Origin of the sequence: Streptomyces abyssalis, assembly GCF_001751365.1 — a bacterium.
Lineage (GTDB): Bacteria > Actinomycetota > Actinomycetes > Streptomycetales > Streptomycetaceae > Streptomyces > Streptomyces abyssalis.
Map to the genome: position 1 here is coordinate 141,536 of NZ_LJGT01000038.1, position 19,261 is coordinate 160,796.

Genomic DNA, 19,261 nt, shown 5'->3' on the forward strand with positions numbered 1-19,261 from the left:
GACCGACAGAACAATCAACGAACCCCTACAGGGCGTGCTGCGTCTACTCAAGCCGGTGCCGCGGGCCCGGGGCCACCTTTCGGCCGGTGACGCAGCAGCCAGGCGCGGGAGCATTCTCCGCTGCGGTGGCCGCAGCAACGAAGGCCCGGATCCCGCCCCGGGGGTCTTCCAGCCCTGCACGCCCCACCCCACCACCCCGAACACGCCTGGAACGGACCGCAGAAACGCAAGAATCCCGTCCGATCTCCATGATCGAACGGGATCTCGTCAACCGTTCTCCAGCTAGCTCAAGAACGGCCCGCAGTGGACCTGAGGGGATTTGAACCCCTGACCCTCTCGTTGCGAACGAGATGCGCTACCGGACTGCGCCACAGGCCCTTGCGACGGGTGAAACCTTAGCATCCCCGCCCGGCCGGGCGGTAATCGGTTCCGGTGCTGGTCATCGCGCTGCAGGGCGCTGATCGCGGGTGCCGTGCCGCTGTGCCGGGCCCGCGGCGACGGCGGTCGCCGCGGGTCACTCGTTGGCTGCGCGCGGGCGGTCGTCGCCCTCGTACTGGTCGAAGAGAGGGGTCTGGCGCCGTCCGCGCGCGCGACGGGACGGGGTGGCCGGATCGTCGTCCTGCTCCTTGCCGGAGCCCGCTGAAGCGGAGCCGCCCGAGCCCCCGGACGAGGCTGCCGGCGCCTCACCGCTCGCGCTGCTGGAGCGGGCGGAGCTCCACGTGCCGGGCGCCTCCAGGTCGACTCCGCGCGTGCTGCGCGGGGCGACGGGAGCGCTGACGTACGTCGGCAGCGGCACCGGTACGGGATCCCAGCCCTCGGTGGACTCGCGGTCGCCGTGGCGCTGCTGGTCGACCCATTCCGCGTGGTCGGTCTGCTCGACCAGTGCGCGGCGGTCGATCGCCGCGGGTTCTTCGGTGTGCGCCGCGGCGGGCTCCGGTGCCGGGCCCTGCGAGGCGGTGTGGCCGGCGGCCGTAGCGGGGCCGTGGAAGGCTTCGGTCTCGGCGCCTCCGCCCGTTCTCGCGGCCGCCTCGTCGTCCCCGGCCTGCGGAGCGTGCCGCTCCTGCGCAGCGGACTCCACTCGCCGCCGCTTGTCCATCGTGGCCGCGAAGCGGCGGCGTTCGGTCACACGCAGGTGGACGATGTACGCGCTCAGCAGCAGGCCCGGTGCGCCCGGAGCCCAGAGGAACGCGAACCCGCCCACGGCGGCGACGATCGCCCCCGCCGTGAAGGCGAGGAAGAGCACCATCGTGGTGCGGCGGCGCCGGGCGAGGACCTTGGCCCGCTTGTTCTTCTGCCGGGCCTTGTCGCGTTCGGCCTTGCTGCGCTCCGCGCCGTCCCGCTCGGCGGACTTCCGTCCTCCCCCCTGGCCTTCGGCCTGGGCGGTACCCCCAGCGCTTCCGCTCCGGCCGCCGGAGTCGCCTCCGGCTCCCTCCGCGCGGCCCGAGGCGCCGAGCACCTCGGTGGGCGTGCCCGTGACGCCCTCGCCCACGATGGTCTTGGGATCGGCGTAGGCCCGTACGTCCACGGATTCGACGGCGGCGGCGTCGGCGGCGACCGCTCCCTCCGGAACGCCGTCGTACTCGTCATGGCGCTCGGCGGGACGGCTGCCGTCGGGAGCCAATTCGTCGCCGAGTTCGCCGGGCACTTCGACGTCACCGTCGCGGCGCTCGGTCTCCCTCGCGTAGCGCCTTTCCATCGCCGCCTTGCCGGACAGCAGACGGATGGCGGTGCTGAAGCGTTCCGTCGGACGGGATTCGTTCAGCTCGTCCTGCCTGCGGAGCCACATCGGCACCAGGTAGGCAGCCCAGGCCCCGACGATGACTGCGTAGATGAGGCCACTGCTGTTCACCCTCACACGGTAGAGGGATTTGGCCGCAGCCATCTGCCAAATACGGCGGTGTGTCGCACGATCCGGCTGATCTCTCCATGTTTTTCACCGCTGTTGACCGCGGAAACCCAGACGAACTCAATTCGCCGTGGCGCAGGGGGTGTTCAGGACCGGCACCGTAATATCGAACGTCTATTTCATTTTCGGGAGGCGCCGGGAGCCGTGCGGCGCCACCGGGTGAGGAGTCCTTCGGGCACTTCCTCGGCGGTCAGGGCGAAAACGAGATGGTCGCGCCACGCACCGTCGATATGCAGATAACGAGGCCTCAACCCCTCTTCGCGGAAGCCCAGTTTCTCCACCACGCGCCGGCTCGGTGCGTTCTCGGGCCGGATGCAGATCTCGATGCGGTGCAGTCCGACCGTACGGAAACAGTGGTCCGTGGCGAGGGCGACGGCCGTCGGCATCACGCCCCGGCCGGCGACCGCACGGTCGACCCAGTAGCCGATGTGGCCCGAGCACATCGATCCCCACGTGATCCCCGCGACCGTCAACTGGCCCGCCAGGCGCTCCTGATGCTCCACGACGAACGGCAGCATCCGGCCGGCCTGCGCCTCGGCGCGCAGATGACGGACCATCTGACGGTACGAGGGACGGTTCGGCGGCGTGAGCCCGGGCGGCGCCGGCGGGATGGTGGCCTCCCAGGGGCGCAGCCATTCGCGGTTGCGCTGGTTCACCTCGCGCCAGGCACGCTGGTCGCGCAGCTTTATCGGACGGAGGGTGGTCGCACCGTCCGTCAGCACGATCGGCCAGGACGCGTTCAGTTGAGGTCCCCTCTGGGGTGGTCACCGCCGTGGATCTGGTCCACGGCGTGCACCAACAGCCGTCCCAGCACGGCGAGTCCGTCACGCACCCCGCCCGAGGAACCGGGAAGGTTGACGATCAGAGTGGTGTTGGCGACTCCCGCGATGCCACGCGAGAGGGCGGCCGTCGGCACCTTCCCCGCGCCCTCGGCGCGGATCGCCTCGGCGATGCCCGGGATCTCGTAGTCGAGTACGCGGCGGGTCATTTCGGGGGTCTGGTCGGTCGGCGCGATGCCGGTGCCGCCGGTGGTCACGATGACGTCGTAGTCGGCAGCGACGGCCGCGCCGAGCACCTCCGCGACCGGTTCGCCGTCCTGTACGACGCTTGGTCCTGCCACGTCGAAGCCCATGGCCGAGAGGCTCTCGACGATCAACGGGCCGCCCGTGTCCTCGTAGACGCCGTCGGCGGCGCGGTTCGACGCCGTGACCGCGAGGGCACGGTAGGGCTGCAGGGCGGGGCTCATACGCCGGACTCCTTCTCGCCGGACAGGCCGGGCTCGCCGCGCTCACCGTGCTCTCCGCGTTCAGCGGACTCAGCGGGCTCACCGGGCCGGTTCTCCGTACTGTCGATGCCGCCGCGCGCACCGGGAGGAACAGCCGCTGCGCGCCTCCAGTTCCCGGAGCGGCCGCCGCTCTTCTCCTCCACGCGGACGTCCGAGACGACGGCCGCCTTGTCCACTGCCTTGACCATGTCGACGACGGTCAGGGCAGCGACCGTCACCGCCGTCAGCGCCTCCATCTCGACGCCCGTACGGTCCGTCGTCCTCACCTGTGCGGTGATCTCGACGGCCTCGTCCGTGACCGACAGATCCACGGTCACGCCCGACACCGCGAGCGGATGGCACAGGGGAATCAGATCCGGGGTCCGCTTGGCTCCCATGATGCCCGCGATGCGGGCCGTGGCCAGGGCGTCGCCCTTGGGCAGGCCCTCGCCGGCCTCGCCGCGCAGCAGCTCGACGACTCTCGGGGAGACCAGCACACGTCCGGCCGCGCGGGCGGTGCGCCCGGTGACGTCCTTCGCGGAGACGTCCACCATGCGTGCCGCCCCGCCCTCGTCGATGTGGGTGAGGTGCTGCTGTTCTGCGCTGCTCATCGTGCTCCCGGAACCGTCCCTGTGACCGGATACGGTACCGGGCCTGCGGCGCCCTGGCTCCGCCTCGGCGGCCCGGCCCGTACGGTCGGGCACTGCCTACGGGTCCAGCGGCACCACGGTCACTTCCTCCCCGGGAGTGATCCGAGTCGTCTTCTCCGGGATGTCGATCAGGGCGTTGGCCTGGGCCAGAGCGGCGATCAGGTGCGAGCCGGCGCCTCCCACGGGACGCACGACGCCCTTCGCCTCCCCCGCCGCCGGCGGAAGGTAACTGCCGCGCAGGAACTGGCGTTTGCCGTCCGTGGAGGTGAGTGCCTCGTCGGTCTCCAGCCGGGCCCGCGCCGTCTCGCGCCGCACCGACGCCCGGCCCATCAGGGCTCGCACCGCGGGACGCACGAAGAGCTCGAAGGAGACGTACGCGCTGACCGGGTTGCCCGGGAGGGCGAGCACAGGCGTGCGGTCCGGACCGATCAGGCCGAAGCCCTGCGGCTTGCCGGGCTGCATCGCCAGCCGCCGGAACTCCACGCTGCCGCTGCCGCCGTCGACCTGCGAGAGCACCTCCTTGACCACGTCGTACGCCCCGACGCTGACCCCGCCGCTGGTGACGACGAGATCCGCGCGGATCAGCTGGTCCTCGATCGTCGAACGCAGGGTGTCCGCGTCGTCGGAGACGGCGCCCACGCGATAGGAGATCGCACCGGCGTCGCGGGCGGCGGCCGTCAGCACGTAGCTGTTGGAGTCGTAGATCTGGCCGGAGCCCAACTGCTCGCCGGGCTGCACGAGTTCGCTGCCGGTGGAGACGACCACCACGCGGGGGCGCGGCCGCACCGTGACCGTGCCGCGGCCGATCGCCGCGAGCAGGCCGACCTGGGGCGGGCCGAGCAGCGTGCCGGCGCTGAGGGCCACGGCACCTGCCCGTACGTCGCTGCCGCGGGGCCGGACATGCTGCCCCTGCTCGACGGGGCGGTGCACGCGGACCTCCCCGGCGGCGCCCCCCGGGTCGGTGCTGCGGGCGCTCATCGTCTCGACCGGGCCGCCGCCCAGCCCGCCGTCGGTCCACTCCACGGGGACGACGGCCTCGGCACCCGGCGGCAGCGCGGCACCCGTCATGATGCGGGCCGCCTGGCCGCGCTCCACGACCGGAAGATCGCCCTCGCCCGCGGCGACGTCCCCTATGACGGTGAGCACCGCGGGGAACTCCTCGCATGAGCCTTCGACATCGGCGGTACGCACCGCATAGCCGTCCATCGAGCTGTTGTCGAACGGCGGAAGGGAGACGGGCACCGCCACGTCCTCGACGAGCACGCACCCCTGCGCGTCGAGCAGTTGCAGCTCGATGGGCTCAAGGGGGCGGACGCTGCTGAGGATGTCGTCCAGGTGCTCCTCGACCGACCAGGTCTCGCTCAAGCTCTTACATCTCCTCGGTTACGAAGCCGCGCAGCCAGTCCCGGAAGTCCGGGCCCAGGTCCTCACGTTCGCATGCCAGCCTGACAATGGCCCGCAGATAGTCGCCGCGGTCACCGGTGTCGTAGCGGCGGCCGCGGAAGACGACGCCGTGCACCGGGCCGCCCAGGGAAGGCTCACCGGCGAGGGTCTGCAGGGCGTCGGTGATCTGGATCTCGCCCCCGCGGCCCGGCTCGGTCTTGCGCAGCACCTCGAAGACCGCCGGGTCCAGCAGATAGCGCCCGATGATCGCGAGATTGGACGGGGCGTCCTCGGCCGGCGGCTTCTCCACCAGGTCGGAGATCCGTACGACGTCCGTCTCGCCGGCGGGCGCAGCGGCCACGCATCCGTAGAGGTGGATGCTCTCCGGCGGGACCTCCATGAGCGCCACGACGCTGCCGCCGTGCTCCTCGCGCACCCGCATCATCCGGGTCAGCAGCGGGTCGCGGGGGTCGATGAGGTCGTCTCCCAGAAGCACGACGAAGGGCTGGTCGCCCACGTGCGGCGCCGCGCAAAGGATGGCGTGGCCGAGACCGCGCGGGTCGCCCTGGCGCACGTAGTGCATGGTGCCCAGGCCGCTGGACTCCTCGACCCTGCTGAGCCGCGTGGCGTCGCCCTTGTCGCGCAGCACCTGCTCGAGTTCGTAGTTGCGGTCGAAGTGGTCCTCGAGGGGACGCTTGTTGCGGCCGGTGATCATGAGAACGTCCGAGAGCCCGGCGGTGACCGCTTCCTCGACCACATACTGGATCGCCGGCTTGTCGACGACCGGAAGCATCTCCTTGGGCGTGGCCTTGGTGGCGGGCAGGAAGCGGGTGCCCAGCCCCGCTGCCGGGATGACAGCCTTGGTGATCTGTGCGCGGGATTCAGTCATGCCCCGCACGATAACCGGTGGCTTTGCGCAGAAGGTAACGCTTCGTTCGGATATGCGGCGGTACGAGCAACACCGGCGACACGGAAGGGAGCTGAGGCGGCGGTGGGAGAACTCGACGCTAGTAAGCACGTGTTGCGGGACAGCATCCTCGCGGTGAGGGCCCGGTTGACGGCACGCGACGCGGAGGAGACGGCCGCCGTGCTCGCCGAACGCGCCCTTGAGCTGCCCGAACTGTCGGAGGCGCGCACTGTCGCCGCGTACGTCTCCGTCGGCCGGGAGCCCGGCACCAAACCGCTGCTGGAGGCGCTGCGCGCTCAGGGCGTACGGGTGCTGCTGCCGGTGCTGCTCCCGGACAACGACCTGGACTGGGGTGTGTACGAGGGCGAGGACAGGCTCGTGCGCGCCGGCCGCGGACTGCTGGAGCCCGACGGGCCGCGCCTGGGCCCCGAAGCGGTGACGGAGGCGGACGCGGTGCTGCTCCCGGGCCTGGCCGTCGACGGGACGGGCATCAGGCTGGGGCGCGGCGGGGGCTCGTACGACCGCGTGCTGGCACGGATCGGGGCGGCGGGTGCGCGCCCGGCGCTTGCGGTGCTGCTGTACGACGCCGAGCTCCTCGGCAGCGTGCCGGCGGAGCCGCACGACCTGCCGGTGGCCGCGGCGGTGACGCCCTCGGCCGTCCACCGCTTCACGGCGCCGCCGCCGCACCACGGGTAGGCCGTCCCGGCAGAGGAACCGAACGCTCGGCGGGGAGCCAACCGGCGGCGGGCCGCCGAGCCCACGCCCGCGCCCGCGCACGCGGCCGCCACGCGGCCGGGCCGGGCCGGGCCGGGCCGACGATCCATCGCTTCACTGCCCCGCCGTACCAGCGGTGGGCCATGTCCGGCAGGCCCGCCGCATCATGACGGGTGCCGCGGGCCCGCGACTGCGTCCCGCCGGTCCCTCGGCCCCGTGGTCGGTCGCCCGCCGCTGCCGCACGGGTGGCGAGAGCCGGGCTTGCTCGGGGCCGGACTTGCGAGCGCCGTGCACGCAGATCAGTCCGAACGTGGTTCCCTCCGGGTCTCGCGGTCCGGGTGGATGTCCCGGCGGGGCCCCCACGCTGCGCCGGAAGACCCCCAGCGCCGACGTGACGGTCGGGCAGCTGGAGGTCGTGCGGGAGGCAGCATGTCCGCACACGACCCCGGCCCACCTCCTCGTGGCAGTTGCCCGAATCCGTCCGGCGTGGCCACGTCGACGCCGTACGCGCCGGGCGGCGGGCTGCTCCCGCCGCGCGGGCCGGACGGCGCCTGGGCACAACCGCAGTGGCGCTCTCCTTCGACTCCGGCCACGGGAGAACCCCGCTCTCCGCGACGGTGGCTGACCCGGGTGAGGAGCGGCTCTTGTCCGCCGCAACCGGGGCCGCTTCCCGGCAAGCCAGGGGACGGTCGGCTACGACGGCGGGCGTCGAGCGGGCTGCCCGCGCGGCGGGCCGCTGCAGCCGGGCCGACCAGGCACGGCGTTCCGCGGGGACGGGCACGGCACCACGAGCTGGGGGTGCAAGCGCGGCGCCGAAGCCGCACCCGCGTACGCCGGCACGTGGGCGGGCACCACACGCACCGCGCCGCACCGGGCCGGTGCCCGGCCGCCCGCACGGCGCGGCGCGCGGACTCGGCGGCCGTTCGGGCCCGGAGGGCCCTACGGCGTCAGCGCCATCTTCTCCTCGGTGCTCTTCTCGACCGCACGCTGGCTGAACGCCCAGGGCAGCAGCGCGCCTTCGGACCACTTGTCCATCTGGTCGACGTAGTTGGGGTTGTAGGCGTGACCGGAGGCGCCCGTGAGGTTGATCCAGCGGGACTTGTCGAAGTCGTCGAGGTTGACGACCATCCGCATCGACGGCACCCAGACCACGTCGTAGCCGCCGGCGGCGTTCCAGCCGGTGGCGTTGACGGCGTCCTTGCCGCCGCCGAGGTCCCAGGGGCCGCGGTTGAGCAGGAACTGCATGAAGCCCGGGCCGTCGGTTCCTATGGTCTGGTTCTTCAGCATCAGGTGGTGCAGGCGGCCCCAGCTCCAGGACTCGATGTCCTTGCCGAGCTTGGACGTCAGCTCCCAGCGGGCGTTCTTCATGGCGTGGGCGAGGAGTTCGTCGCGGTTCCGGTCGCCGGGGCGTACGTCGTTGCCGGGCGTCTTCCACCAGTCGTTGTTCTCGTCCTTGATGAGCTTGCGCACGACCTCGTACCAGCGGTCGCCCCCGTCGGGCTGCCCGGAGGCCGTGTCACGCACGCCGCACTCGCGTACGAGGCGGGTGTTGCCGTCGAGGTCGTCGACGGGGCCCGACTCGTCGGAGGGGCGGACGTTGATGCAGTCGCCCTTGACCCGCAGCTCCTTGGGCAGTTTGTTGCCGAAGGCGAGGAGCAGCAGGTTGCGCCAGACCGCGTTGAAGTAGGCGGCGGGTGCGGAGTCGCGCTCCTGCGTGTAGTCCCAGCCTTCGAGGAGCCGCTGGGCCTCGCGGACGTACTCGTCCTCCATGTCGATCTTCAGCAGGTACGGCACGAGCAGCTTGGCGATCTCGCTGCTGTTGTCCATCTGCATGGTCTGCATGTCGCCCATGGAGATCTTGCCGCCGTCCGCGGTCTTCGAGCTGATCAGATCGTTGATGCGCTGGCTGCGGGTGCCGTAGCCCCAGTCCTTGGTCAGTACGTAGGGGTACTTCTTCTCGTCGACGACGGCCTGGTTGGCGGTGACTATGTATCCGCGCTTCGGGTTGTACTCCCAGGGGAGCGCCTTCTGCGGCACGTAGCCCTTCCAGCGGTAGCGCGGGTCCCAGCCGGGCGCCGGGTAGCGGCCGTCGCCCGCGCCGCGGACGGGGATGCGCCCGGGCGCCTGGTAGCCGATGTTGCCCTTGGTGTCGGCGTAGATCAGGTTCTGCGAGGGGACCTCGAAGTCGCGGGCCGCGGCGCGGAATTCCTTGAAGTCCGACGCCTTGTTGATCGCGAAGACGGAGTCCATGGTCTTGCCGGGGCTCAGCGCCGTCCAGCGCAGGGAGACTCCGTAGCCGTCGCCCCGGTCGGGTGCGGCGTTGTCCACCGGGGACTCCTCGCCGACCTTGCGCAGCTCGGTGTTCCGGTCGGAGATCACGGGGCCGTTGTTGGTCTCGCGCACGGTTATCTTCCGGCTCTTGCCGCCCGCGACCTTGATGACCTCCTCGCGGGTCTTGTACGAGCGGCGCCTGCCGTCGTACAGGTATCCGCCGTCCCTGAACTTCTCCAGGTACAGGTCGGTCACGTCGGCGCCGAGGTTCGTCATGCCCCAGGAGATGTCCTGGTTGTGGCCGATGACGACGCCGGGCAGCCCCGCGAAGGTGAACCCTGAGACGTCGTACGGGCACGACTTGGTGACCGTCCGGCAGTGCAGCCCCATCTGGTACCAGATGGACGGCAACTGGGGTGCGAGGTGCGGGTCGTTGGCGAGCAGCGGCTTGCCGGTCGTCGTGTGCTTCCCGGAGACCACCCACGAGTTGGAGCCGATCCCGCTGTTGTTGGGGCCGAGCAGTGAGGGGATCTTGTCGAGGCGCGTGGCGACGGAACTGAGCTGCGAGCCGGCGCTCCGTACGGCCTGCTGCGCACCCGGGCCGGCGTCGGGCGAGGCGGCGGCGCCTCCCTCGGGGTCGAACTCCTTGCTGCGCGAGTCCACCGCGCCCTCGGTGACGGGCTTGTTCCGGTCGGCCGGGTACGCCGGGTACAGGTCCTCGATCTGCTGACGGGACAGGCGGCCCGCCATGAGCGCGCGGTCGATCTCGGAGGACATGTTGGCGCGCAGGTCCCAGGCCATCGCCTTGAGCCAGGCCACGGAGTCGACCGGGTCCCACTTCTGCGGCTTGTAGCCGGTGTCGAGGTCGAGGGCGGCGTACTCGAGGGAGGCCGCGGACCCCTTGTGGTCCTTGAGGTAGGCGTTGACGCCCGCGGTGTACGACTTGAGGTTGGCCTTCGTCTCCTCGGAGAGCCCGGCGTACTCACGCTCGGCCACGCGTCGCCAGCCGAGGGTGCGCAGGAAGGCGTCCGTCTTCACCTGGCCCGGGCCGAACATCTCCGACAGCCGACCCGACGTCGTGTGCCGCCGCACGTCCATCTCCCAGAAGCGGTCCTGCGCCTGCACGTACCCCTGCGCGGTGAACAGGTCCGACGAACTGTCGGCGTAGATCTGCGGGATGCCCTCGCGGTCGCGCTGCACGGTCACCGGGTCCTCCAGGCCCTTGAGCTTCAGCGAACCGGTGGTCTGCGGGAAGGAGTCGCGGACCGTGCTGACCGTCCAGAACGTCCCGCCGCCGACACCGGCCACGAGCAGCAGCACGACTGCGATCACGATCAGGCGGGCGCGTCGCGAGGTCTTCTTGGCGGGCATCGCTGTCCTTCGAGGGCAGGGTGGACCTTGGGCGTGAGGACCGGAACGTGAGCGAACGGAGCCACGCCGGACCAACCATAGGCGGAGCCGCAGCGGCGCTACACAGGGAGCCGTCGCCCGGCCCTCCGGGACATTCAAGCAATGGTAAATTGTTAGCCACACGAACGAACTGGCGGACCTGCAAGGGACTTCACCGTTCGATCGAGAGAGAGGATCTGCCCCTGAGTGTCGACCGCCTCAACCAACTGCTCCTTCTCAGCACGCTCGTCCTTCTCTTCGCGGTCGCAGCCGTAAGGCTCTCCTCACGCAGCGGGCTTCCCAGCCTTCTGGTCTATCTCGGGATCGGCATCGCGCTCGGGCAGGACGGTCTCGGCGTGCAGTTCGACAACGCCGAACTGACCCGCACCCTCGGCTACGCGGCCCTCGTGGTGATCCTCACCGAAGGGGGGCTGAGCACCAAGTGGCGTGAGATCCGCCCGTGCGTGCCGTCCGCCGCGGTCCTCTCGACCGTCGGCGTCGCCGTCAGCGTCATGGTCACCGCCTGCGCCGCCCACTACCTCATCGGCCTCAGCTGGCAGACGGCTCTGCTGGTGGGCGCCGTGGTCTCCTCCACCGACGCCGCGGCCGTCTTCTCCGTACTGCGCAAGGTGCCGCTGCCGAAGCGGCTGGCGGGAGTGCTGGAGGCGGAGTCCGGCTTCAACGACGCACCGGTCGTCATCCTCGTCGTCTCCTTCTCGGCCGCCGACTTCTCCTCGGTCGTCTGGTATGTGCTCATCGGCGAGATCCTGCTGGAGCTGGCCATCGGGCTGATCGTCGGGCTCGCGGTGGGCAAGCTGGGCGAGCAGAGCCTCGGCAGGGTGGCTCTGCCCTCGTCCGGCCTCTATCCGATCGCCGTGATGGCACTGTGCGTTCTGTCGTACGCGAGCGGCGCGATGCTGCACGGCTCCGGGTTCCTCGCGGTGTACGTCACGGCCCTGATCCTCGGCAACGCGAAGCTGCCGCACCGGCCGGCGGTACGGGGCTTCGCCGACGGGCTGGCATGGATCGCCCAGATCGGACTCTTCGTGCTGCTGGGTCTGTTGGTGACCCCCCACGACCTGGTCGACGACTTCTGGCCGGCCATCGGCGTGGGGCTCGTACTGACGGTGGTGGCGCGCCCGCTGTCGGTCGTGATCAGCCTGCTCCCGTTCGGCCTGCGCTGGCCGGACCAGGCGCTGATGTCCTGGGCCGGGCTGCGTGGAGCGGTGCCGATCGTGCTGGCGACGATCCCCAGAGTCGCCGAGGTCGAGGGCAGCGAACGGATCTTCAACATCGTCTTCATGCTCGTGATCATCTTCACGGCCGTGCAGGGGCCGACGCTGCCCTGGCTGGCGCGCAAGCTCAATCTGAGCGACAGCGAGGAGCCGCTGGACCTCGACATCGAGTCGGCGCCGCTGGAACGGCTGCGGGGGCACCTGCTGTCGGTGGCGATCCCGGAGCACTCGAAGATGCACGGCGTCGAGATCACCGAGCTGCGCCTGCCGCCCGGCGCCGCCGTCACCCTGGTCGTACGGGACGGCAGCAGCTTCGTACCGCTGCCCACGACGATGCTCCGGCACGGCGACGAGCTGCTGGTCGTGGCGACGGACCCCGTCCGGGACAGCACGGAGAACCGCTTGCTGGAGGTCGGCCGGGGCGGCAAGCTCGCGGGCTGGCTGCGGGAGAAGCCGCAGCGCTGAGCAGGGGCGTGACCGGGACGCGGGCGTGGGCGGAGCCGCCCGGCCAGGTCCGCGGTGAGAGCGTCCGACTTCGGGGCCGGTGTCCGGGCCGGCTTCGGGGGTGGTTTCCAGGCCGTTCTCGGGACCGGTTCACGAGGGCCCGGTGCGCGGATCGCCGTTATCCTCCTGTGGGTACAAGAATTCACCGTTCCCGCCTGACGCAGGGCTGGCGCGGCCTGCAGGCGCCGCGCGAGAGGACAGCCTTCGGCGCGAGCAGCGCGCTACCAGGCGGCAGAGAGGCCCGGCCGTGGCAACCCCGGCCACAGCGACCCGCGACAGCCGCGGCGGCTACGGCGCCCTGCTGCGCACACCAGGCGCATGGCGCTTCCTGATACCGGGCTTCCTTGCCCGGCAACCGATCGCGATGCTCGGAGTCGGCACGGTTCTGCTCGTCGAGCACACCACCGGCTCCTACGGGGCGGCGGGCATCGTCACCGCCGCCACGGGCGTCTCGATGGCTCTGCTCGCGCCGCAGGGCGGCAAGCTCACCGACCGGTTCGGGCAGGGAGCCGTGCTGGTCCCGCTCGTACTGCTGCACGCGCTGTCCGTCTCCGCGCTGGTCGTGCTGGCGCTGCGCGGGGCCCCGCTGTGGGCGCTCTTCGCGGCCGCCGTGCCGGCCGGTGCGAGCATTCCGCAGATCAGCCCGATGGTGCGGGCGCGCTGGTCGGCATGCCTGGGGGGAACGGACGGCGGGGGCGGCAAGGCTGCTGCCGCCGGTGGTGCCGCCGGCGGCCGCGACTGCGGCGGCTCGTCGCTCATGACGACGGCGGCGGCCTTCGAGTCGGTGACGGACGAGTTCAGCTTCGTCGTCGGGCCCGTACTGGCGACGGCGTTGTGCACGGGAGTGCACCCCGCGGCGGGCCTGATCGCGGAGGCCGTCCTGATCCTGGTCAGCGGCCTGCTGTTCGCCGCGCAGCGCGGCACCCAGCCGAAGGTCCGTACGGGACGGGCCGGGGGACGGCGCGGCGGAGCGGACGACGGCGGGGGCAGGCGCGGTTCGGCGCTCGGCGTGCGGGGCGTGCCCGTGCTCATCGCCGTACTGCTCGGCGTCGGCACCGTCTTCGGCGGCATGCAGGTCTCGGTCGCGGCGGTCACGGAGTCCGCCGGTGCCCCGGAACTCAACGGCGTGCTGTACGGCGTCTTCGCCGCGGGCAACATGTCGGCCGCCCTGGCCGTCGGAACGGTGCGCTGGAGACGCGGCGCGGACGTCCGGCTGCTGATCGCCTACCCGCTGCTCGTCCTGGCCGCCCTCACCCTGGCCGTGACGGCCCAACTGGCGCCGTGGCTCCCCCTGCTGGGCGGCCTGGGGCTGGTCCTCGGCCTGTGGGTCGCTCCGGCGGTGATCGCCGGCTTCACGCTGGTGGAACTGCTGGTTCCCGCGGCGTACCGCACGGAGGCCTTCACTTGGCTGACGGGCGCCGTGGCGCTCGGGCAGGCCTCGGGGTCGATGGCGGCGGGCCGGCTGGCGGACGCCGCGGGCGCCGGAGCGGGCTTCCTCGCACCCCTCGCCGGTACGGGGCTGGCGCTGGCCGCACTCGTCGCGTTCCGGCGGCGGCTGGCCGTCGGCACGGGCGACCGGCCGTCCGGGGGTGGGGTCGGTCACCGTGCCCCTGTCCCGGTGGACTGACGGACGGGAATGCTGCACTATGGACCGTCGTTAGCACTCACCGAGTAAGAGTGCCAGGAGGAGAACGTGCCGACGTATCAGTACCAGTGCACCGAGTGCGGCGAGGGCCTCGAGGTGGTGCAGAAGTTCACCGACGACTCGCTGACCGAGTGCCCCAGCTGCGACGGACGCCTGAAGAAGGTGTTCTCCGCGGTCGGCATCGTCTTCAAGGGCTCCGGCTTCTACCGGAACGACAGCCGCAGTTCGTCTTCGGGCGCCGGCAAGTCGTCCGCGTCCTCCGGGGCGTCCGAGTCGTCGTCCGGGTCCTCGGAGTCGTCCTCCACGAGCAACGGCGACTCGTCCTCGGGTTCGCAGGGCTCCTCGGACTCCTCCGGTTCGTCGTCCTCCTCCGACTCCGCCAAGGCGGGCTCCTCGTCCGGCTCGTCCGGTGGCAACGGCTCCGGCTCCGGCTCCAAGAGCGCGAGCAAGGCGGGCACTTCGGCCTGAGGCCCGGCTCCGGCGGCACTCGGGCGGTGTGCCCGGAAGGCCGTGCCGTGGAACGGGAGGGGTGCTGCGCCGGGCCTGAACGCCCGGCAGCGCGCCTCCGCCCGCTGCCCGTAGGGTGACCCGCATGAGCGCACAGGCAGAGATCGGCGTCATCGGCGGTTCCGGCTTCTACTCCTTCCTCGACGACGTGACCGAGGTCGCGGTCGAGACTCCGTACGGAGCACCGAGCGACTCGGTCTTCATGGGCGAGCTGGGCGGGCGCCGCGTCGCCTTTCTGCCGCGGCACGGCCGCAAGCACCATCTGCCGCCCCACCGCATCAACTACCGCGCGAACATGTGGGCGTTGAGCTCCGTCGGAGTACGGCAGGTGCTGGGCCCGTGCGCCGCCGGCGGCCTGCGCCCGGAGTACGGCCCGGGGACGCTGCTCGTACCGGACCAGCTGGTGGACCGCACAAAGTCGCGTGTGCAGACCTACTTCGACGGCGAGCCGCTGCCGGACGGGTCCGTACCGAACGTCGTCCATCTGACCTTCGCCGACCCGTACTGCGCGACCGGACGGCAGGCGTCGCTGGCCGCCGCTCGCGAACACGGCTGGGACGCGGTGGACGGCGGCACGCTGTGCGTGGTCGAGGGGCCCCGCTTCTCCACCCGTGCCGAGTCCCGGTGGCACGCGGCGCAGGGCTGGTCCGTGGTCGGCATGACCGGGCACCCGGAGGCCGTCCTCGCCCGCGAACTGGGGGTCTGCTACTCCTCGTTGGCCCTTGTCACAGACCTGGACGCGGGGGCGGAGACGGGCGAGGGCGTCTCACACGAGGAAGTGCTGCGCGTGTTCGGGCAGAACGTGGGACGGCTGCGGCAGGTGCTCTTCGACGCCGTCGCGAAGCTGCCCGAGAAGCGTGACTGCGACTGCGCGCAGGCACTCGGCGGGATCGATCCGGGGATCGAGCTCCCCGGGGCGCTGCGGGACCAGCGGGGCTAGCGGAACCAGGGGCAACTGGCGGGCTCAGAAGGCCAGGGGAACTGGCTGGGACGGCGGGACCGCAGGGCCGGCGGGGCGCATCAGGCAGGGACAGGGGGCAGGGAGAGCGCACGCGGTGTGCCCAAGCTTCCCGGGACGGGTGACCGGGTTGTCCACAACTGGCCGCCTGTCCACAGATTTCAGCTGATTTCCCCTGGAGCGCGGCGAAGCCTGCAGTCTGGCACCGGAAGACGGAATCTCCGGCGCTCAGACGGCAGGCGGTGATCGTGATGCCCCGGGACTTCGAGTCGCGCCATGACGGCGTGGGCCCTGACGGGGAGGGTGACGGCGGGGAGCACCAGGGCGGACGGAGCGGTCCTGTGGTGCGACCGGACGGCCGCCGTCGCGGCTCCGGCCCGGTTCCAGGGCCGTGCGTGGTGCCGGAACTCACACCTGTGCGCCCCGGCTTGCGCGGCAGACACCGTCTGCCACGGATCGTGCGCGGAAAGCGCCGCTTCACGGCCGCCGTGCTCGCCGTCGCGGCCGCGGCGCTGGCCGGCCAGGTCGCCTCCGGCGAGGGCGGCGGGGCCGACGGCTCCGGACGGGGCCGGGAAGCCGCTCCCGCCCCGACTGCCGCCGCCCAGCGGGCACATGGGCAGTCCGCGGGCGGGCAGAGGTCCGCTTCCGTGGTCTCCGCTCCGGTGCGGATCGCGGATGCCGGAGCGGTACGGCTCCTGCGTCCCGGAGACCGGGTCGATGTGATCGCCGGTTCCGACGGGACGGAGGCGGCCAGGGTGGTGGCCAGGGGCGCACGGGTGGATCGAGTGCCCAGGTCCGTGGAGACTGACCCGGCCGGCGCGGGGCACGACGGAGCGCTCGTCGTCCTCAGAGTGCCTCGTGAGAAGGCCGCCGCACTCGCCGGTGCGGGGGCCTCCGGCAGGCTGGCGGTGACGCTGTGCTGAGCCCTAGCTCCTCCCGCGTCACGCGCCGGCGTCCGTACCGCACAGGAGTCGAGAAGAGACAGGTCGAAGAGCGTGACAGCTGTGGAGAGCGAGAAGAAGGGCCTGCTGACGGGATTCAAGGAATTCCTGATGCGCGGCAACGTGGTCGAGCTGGCCGTCGCCGTCGTCATCGGCACGGCCTTCAGCAAGATCGTCGATTCCCTCGTCAAGGGCCTGATCAATCCGCTCGTGGGCGCGATAGGCACGAAGGACCTGGAGAAGTACAGCTTCTGCCTGAAGGCGCCCTGCGAGACGAGCAAGACGACGGGCGAAGTGACGAGCGGGGTCCCGGTCAACTGGGGTCCGGTGCTCAGCGCCACCCTGACCTTCCTGATCACGGCGGCGGTCGTCTACTTCCTCATGATCCTTCCGATGACCAGGTACAAGGAGCGGCTGGCGGCGAAGAAGACCACCCCGGAAGCACCCCCGGAGGTGAGCGAGGTCGACCTGCTGACGGAGATCCGCGACCTTCTCGCCTCGGAGCGCGGGAGCTCGGACGGCAGGTCCGGCGGCACGGAGGTCGCGGCCGGTTCCGGCGGCAGTGCGGATACGGAAGGCTCACTGGGGCAGCAGCGCGACGGCGGCGGGCGCGGGGTGAGCACGGAGAAGCCGTAGCCGGGCCTCACAGGTGGTGGGGCGGCTTCTCCTCCAGGAAGCGGGCCAGGTCCGCGGCGCCGTCCGGTTGCTGCCCACCGCCGGACGCGGCCCCCGCGGAGCCGCCCTCGCCGGCCCGGACTTCGCCCCACCCGCTGTCGGTGTCGTCCGCTGAGCGGAGGCTGAGCGGATCGTCGAACTGGAGCCGCGCGGCGGGGTCGGCGGGCTGCTGCGAACCGGTGGTCATGCATGCAGCGTACGGGGTTCCCGTACGGCTGGTATCCATGGCGCATGACTACTCAGGACGCTCTGACGGACGTACCGGGCATGCGGGTCGGCCACGCACAGCGCGCGGGAGCCGGCCACCCGGGCTGGCTGACCGGCACGACCGTGGTGCTGGCTCCGGAGGGCGGCGCGGTCGCCGGTGTCGACTGCCGTGGCGGCGGCCCGGGCACACGGGAGACGGACGCGCTGGACCCGCGGAACGTGGTGGAACGCATTCACGCGGTGGTGCTCACCGGTGGCAGCGCCTTCGGGCTCGACTCCGCCTCGGGCGTGGTCAGTTGGCTGGAGGAGCAGGGCCGCGGCGTTCAGGTGGGGCCGGATCCGGCGCAGGTGGTGCCCGTCGTCCCGGCGGCCGTCCTCTTCGACCTGGGGCGTGGCGGTCGCTGGCAGGCCCGTCCGGGCCCGGAGCTGGGGCGGGAAGCCGTGGAGGCCGCGGCGGCCACCGGGCCGGGTTCGCCCGTCCCGCAGGGCAACGTGGGTGCGGGCACGGGTGCGGTGGTGGGTGGCCTCAAGGGCGGTACGGGCACCGCGAGCACCGTGCTCCCCTCGGGAGTCACCGTCGCTGCGATCGCCGCTGTCAACGCGGCCGGTTCGGCGGTGGACCCGGCCACGGGGGTGCTCTACGGCGAGATGTGGGACGGGCTTCCGCCTGTGCCGGACGGGGGCGTGCACGCACAGGCACAGCGCAGACTGGCGGAGGCACGCGAGGAGACGGGCAGGCGGGCGGCAGGTGTGCTGCGTCCCCCGCTCAACACGACGCTGGCGGTGGTCGCCACGGACGCCGCGCTGACCCGCGCACAGGCACAGAAGACGGCAGGCACCGCCCACGACGGGCTGGCGCGCGCGGTGCGGCCGGTGCACCTCATGCACGACGGAGACACCGTCTTCAGCCTGGCCACCTGCGAACGCCCTCTGGCGGAAGGCGAGTTGAACGACGTCCTGGCTGCGTCAGCGGATGTCCTGACGCGGTCCGTGACAAAGGCGGTGCTCGCAGCGGAGGGAGTGGACGGCCCGGGCGGCGTCTTCCCGTCCTACCGGGACGTGTACGAGCGACGGGACTGACAGGGACGGCTGGACCGGTACGGACGGCGGGGACCGTCGATACGGCCGCCCATGCTGATCCGACGGGGACCGCACGGGCGGCAGGCCGGCCCGGCGAGGGACTGCCGCTCCGTGCGTCAACTGGCCCAAGGCGGCGTGAGGATGGTGCCGTCGGCCAGTTCGGCCCGGAGGCCGACGCGGGTCGTGACCCACATCTGCGCGGGCTCGTCGGCCGGATTGGCCACCGCCAGCGCGGAACCTGCGGGAGCCACCGCCGCGTCGCCGGCACCGAGTTCAGCGGTCTCGTCGTCGATGGTGAGCCGCAGCCGACCGGACAGGACGTAGAACGCTTCCTCGTGGCTGATCACGTGAACCGGTGCCGCCGTGCCAGGCGGGATCTCACCGCGCCAGGCTGCGAGTTCCTCGCTGCCCGTCGCCGGTCTGACGTAGGAAGTGAAGCGGGCGCCGTGCATTTCGTGCACGACGGCCTCGGTACTGCGGATGACGGGCATGCCGGGCCTCCAACTAGACAATTTGCTTGTCCATATAGACAAGCAAGCTGTCTATATATAGTCAAGCCCCATGGATACCCCTCTGACCTTCTCCGCGCTCGTACTCGCACTCTCCGGGCAGTTGGTGCAGGAAATCCACGATCGCGTGTCCCAGCAGGGATTCCACGACCTGCGTCCCGTGCACGGCTTCGCCTTCGCCCGCATCTCAAGCGGTGGCGCCACCACGGCCGACCTGGCCGAACACCTGGGAGTGACCAAGCAGGCGGCCGCCCAACTGGTCGCGGAACTGGTCGGCAAGGGATACGTGCTGCGCCGTGCGCACCCGCACGACGCCCGCGCGAGGCTCCTGGAGCTGACGGATGACGGCCGGGCCGCCACCCGCGCCGCCGATCAGGCCGCACGGGAGGCGGTGGCGCCATGGCGAGAGGAGCTCGGTGAGAAGCGCTTCGGGGAGCTGGTCGCCGACCTGACGCGGCTCGCGCCAAGGGGGCCCGTCCGCCCCTCCTGGTGAGCCGCTGACCGGTGATCCGGGAG

Annotated in this window: 17 protein-coding genes, 1 tRNA gene and 1 pseudogene; 9 read left to right on the plus strand and 10 right to left on the minus strand. The window is 71.6% G+C overall.

Translation table 11 applies throughout. The features are described from left to right. Nucleotides 1-304 precede the first annotated feature (304 nt). The 7 genes and pseudogenes from AN215_RS07910 to galU form a co-directional block, all read right to left on the minus strand. Nucleotides 305-378: transfer RNA gene (locus tag AN215_RS07910), tRNA-Ala, on the minus strand. A 136-nt stretch (nt 379-514) separates the two neighbouring features. Then, nucleotides 515-1,849, minus strand: coding sequence for a divisome protein SepX/GlpR (gene sepX / locus AN215_RS07915; protein ID WP_070013906.1), 1,335 nt, complete (start codon nt 1,847-1,849; stop codon nt 515-517). A gap of 176 nt (nt 1,850-2,025) precedes the next feature. After that, complete coding sequence (locus tag AN215_RS07920; protein ID WP_070013295.1) at nt 2,026-2,631, minus strand: GNAT family N-acetyltransferase; 606 nt, start codon at nt 2,629-2,631, stop codon at nt 2,026-2,028. 14 nt (nt 2,632-2,645) lie between these two features. Next, nucleotides 2,646-3,152: a MogA/MoaB family molybdenum cofactor biosynthesis protein gene (locus AN215_RS07925; RefSeq protein WP_070013294.1), complete on the minus strand. Its 507-nt coding sequence runs from the start codon at nt 3,150-3,152 to the stop codon at nt 2,646-2,648. Nucleotides 3,153-3,289: 137 nt separating this feature from the next. Next, nucleotides 3,290-3,781, minus strand: a pseudogene (gene moaC / locus AN215_RS07930) (cyclic pyranopterin monophosphate synthase MoaC); the annotation flags it as partial. Between the two features lie 96 nt (nt 3,782-3,877). After that, nucleotides 3,878-5,185: a molybdotransferase-like divisome protein Glp gene (gene glp, locus AN215_RS07935; RefSeq protein WP_070013293.1), complete on the minus strand. Its 1,308-nt coding sequence runs from the start codon at nt 5,183-5,185 to the stop codon at nt 3,878-3,880. 4 nt (nt 5,186-5,189) lie between these two features. Then, nucleotides 5,190-6,092, minus strand: a complete 903-nt coding sequence (gene galU, locus AN215_RS07940; protein WP_070013292.1) for a UTP--glucose-1-phosphate uridylyltransferase GalU — start codon at nt 6,090-6,092, stop codon at nt 5,190-5,192. 102 nt (nt 6,093-6,194) lie between these two features. Between galU and AN215_RS07945 the strand changes: the two genes are divergently transcribed. Further along, on the plus strand, nt 6,195-6,806 hold the full coding sequence (locus AN215_RS07945; protein WP_070013291.1) for a 5-formyltetrahydrofolate cyclo-ligase: 612 nt from the start codon (nt 6,195-6,197) through the stop codon (nt 6,804-6,806). Between the two features lie 957 nt (nt 6,807-7,763). On the opposite strand, the gene AN215_RS07950 is transcribed toward AN215_RS07945, so the two are convergent. Beyond that, complete coding sequence (locus tag AN215_RS07950; RefSeq protein WP_070013290.1) at nt 7,764-10,466, minus strand: penicillin acylase family protein; 2,703 nt, start codon at nt 10,464-10,466, stop codon at nt 7,764-7,766. 215 nt (nt 10,467-10,681) lie between these two features. Here AN215_RS07950 and AN215_RS07955 point away from each other — a divergent pair, with 215 nt between their 5' ends. The 6 genes from AN215_RS07955 (at nt 10,682) to mscL (ending at nt 16,910) form a co-directional block, all read left to right on the plus strand. Further along, entirely contained in the window at nt 10,682-12,184 is a 1,503-nt protein-coding gene (locus AN215_RS07955; protein ID WP_245694448.1) for a potassium/proton antiporter, read from the plus strand. Between the two features lie 286 nt (nt 12,185-12,470). After that, the gene (locus AN215_RS07960) at nt 12,471-13,850 is read left to right on the plus strand and encodes an MFS transporter (protein ID WP_070013288.1); all 1,380 of its coding nucleotides are present in this window, start codon (nt 12,471-12,473) and stop codon (nt 13,848-13,850) included. Between the two features lie 66 nt (nt 13,851-13,916). Then, complete coding sequence (locus tag AN215_RS07965; protein ID WP_070013287.1) at nt 13,917-14,336, plus strand: FmdB family zinc ribbon protein; 420 nt, start codon at nt 13,917-13,919, stop codon at nt 14,334-14,336. A 124-nt stretch (nt 14,337-14,460) separates the two neighbouring features. Continuing rightward, complete coding sequence (locus AN215_RS07970; protein ID WP_070013286.1) at nt 14,461-15,315, plus strand: S-methyl-5'-thioadenosine phosphorylase; 855 nt, start codon at nt 14,461-14,463, stop codon at nt 15,313-15,315. A gap of 476 nt (nt 15,316-15,791) precedes the next feature. After that, entirely contained in the window at nt 15,792-16,256 is a 465-nt protein-coding gene (locus tag AN215_RS07975; protein ID WP_245694340.1) for an RcpC/CpaB family pilus assembly protein, read from the plus strand. A gap of 81 nt (nt 16,257-16,337) precedes the next feature. Continuing rightward, complete coding sequence (gene mscL, locus AN215_RS07980) at nt 16,338-16,910, plus strand: large conductance mechanosensitive channel protein MscL (protein WP_070013285.1); 573 nt, start codon at nt 16,338-16,340, stop codon at nt 16,908-16,910. A 7-nt stretch (nt 16,911-16,917) separates the two neighbouring features. Here mscL and AN215_RS07985 read toward each other — a convergent pair whose 3' ends face one another. Beyond that, complete coding sequence (locus tag AN215_RS07985) at nt 16,918-17,136, minus strand: hypothetical protein (RefSeq protein ID WP_070013284.1); 219 nt, start codon at nt 17,134-17,136, stop codon at nt 16,918-16,920. Nucleotides 17,137-17,180: 44 nt separating this feature from the next. Between AN215_RS07985 and AN215_RS07990 the strand changes: the two genes are divergently transcribed. Next, the gene (locus AN215_RS07990; protein ID WP_070013904.1) at nt 17,181-18,236 is read left to right on the plus strand and encodes a P1 family peptidase; all 1,056 of its coding nucleotides are present in this window, start codon (nt 17,181-17,183) and stop codon (nt 18,234-18,236) included. Between the two features lie 116 nt (nt 18,237-18,352). Here AN215_RS07990 and AN215_RS07995 read toward each other — a convergent pair whose 3' ends face one another. Then, complete coding sequence (locus AN215_RS07995; protein WP_070013283.1) at nt 18,353-18,727, minus strand: cupin domain-containing protein; 375 nt, start codon at nt 18,725-18,727, stop codon at nt 18,353-18,355. Nucleotides 18,728-18,797: 70 nt separating this feature from the next. On the opposite strand from AN215_RS07995, the gene AN215_RS08000 reads away from it, so the two are divergent. Continuing rightward, a complete protein-coding gene (locus AN215_RS08000; protein ID WP_070013282.1) occupies nt 18,798-19,238 on the plus strand; it encodes a MarR family winged helix-turn-helix transcriptional regulator in 441 nt (146 codons plus the stop codon). The last annotated feature ends 23 nt before the right edge of the window (nt 19,239-19,261 follow it).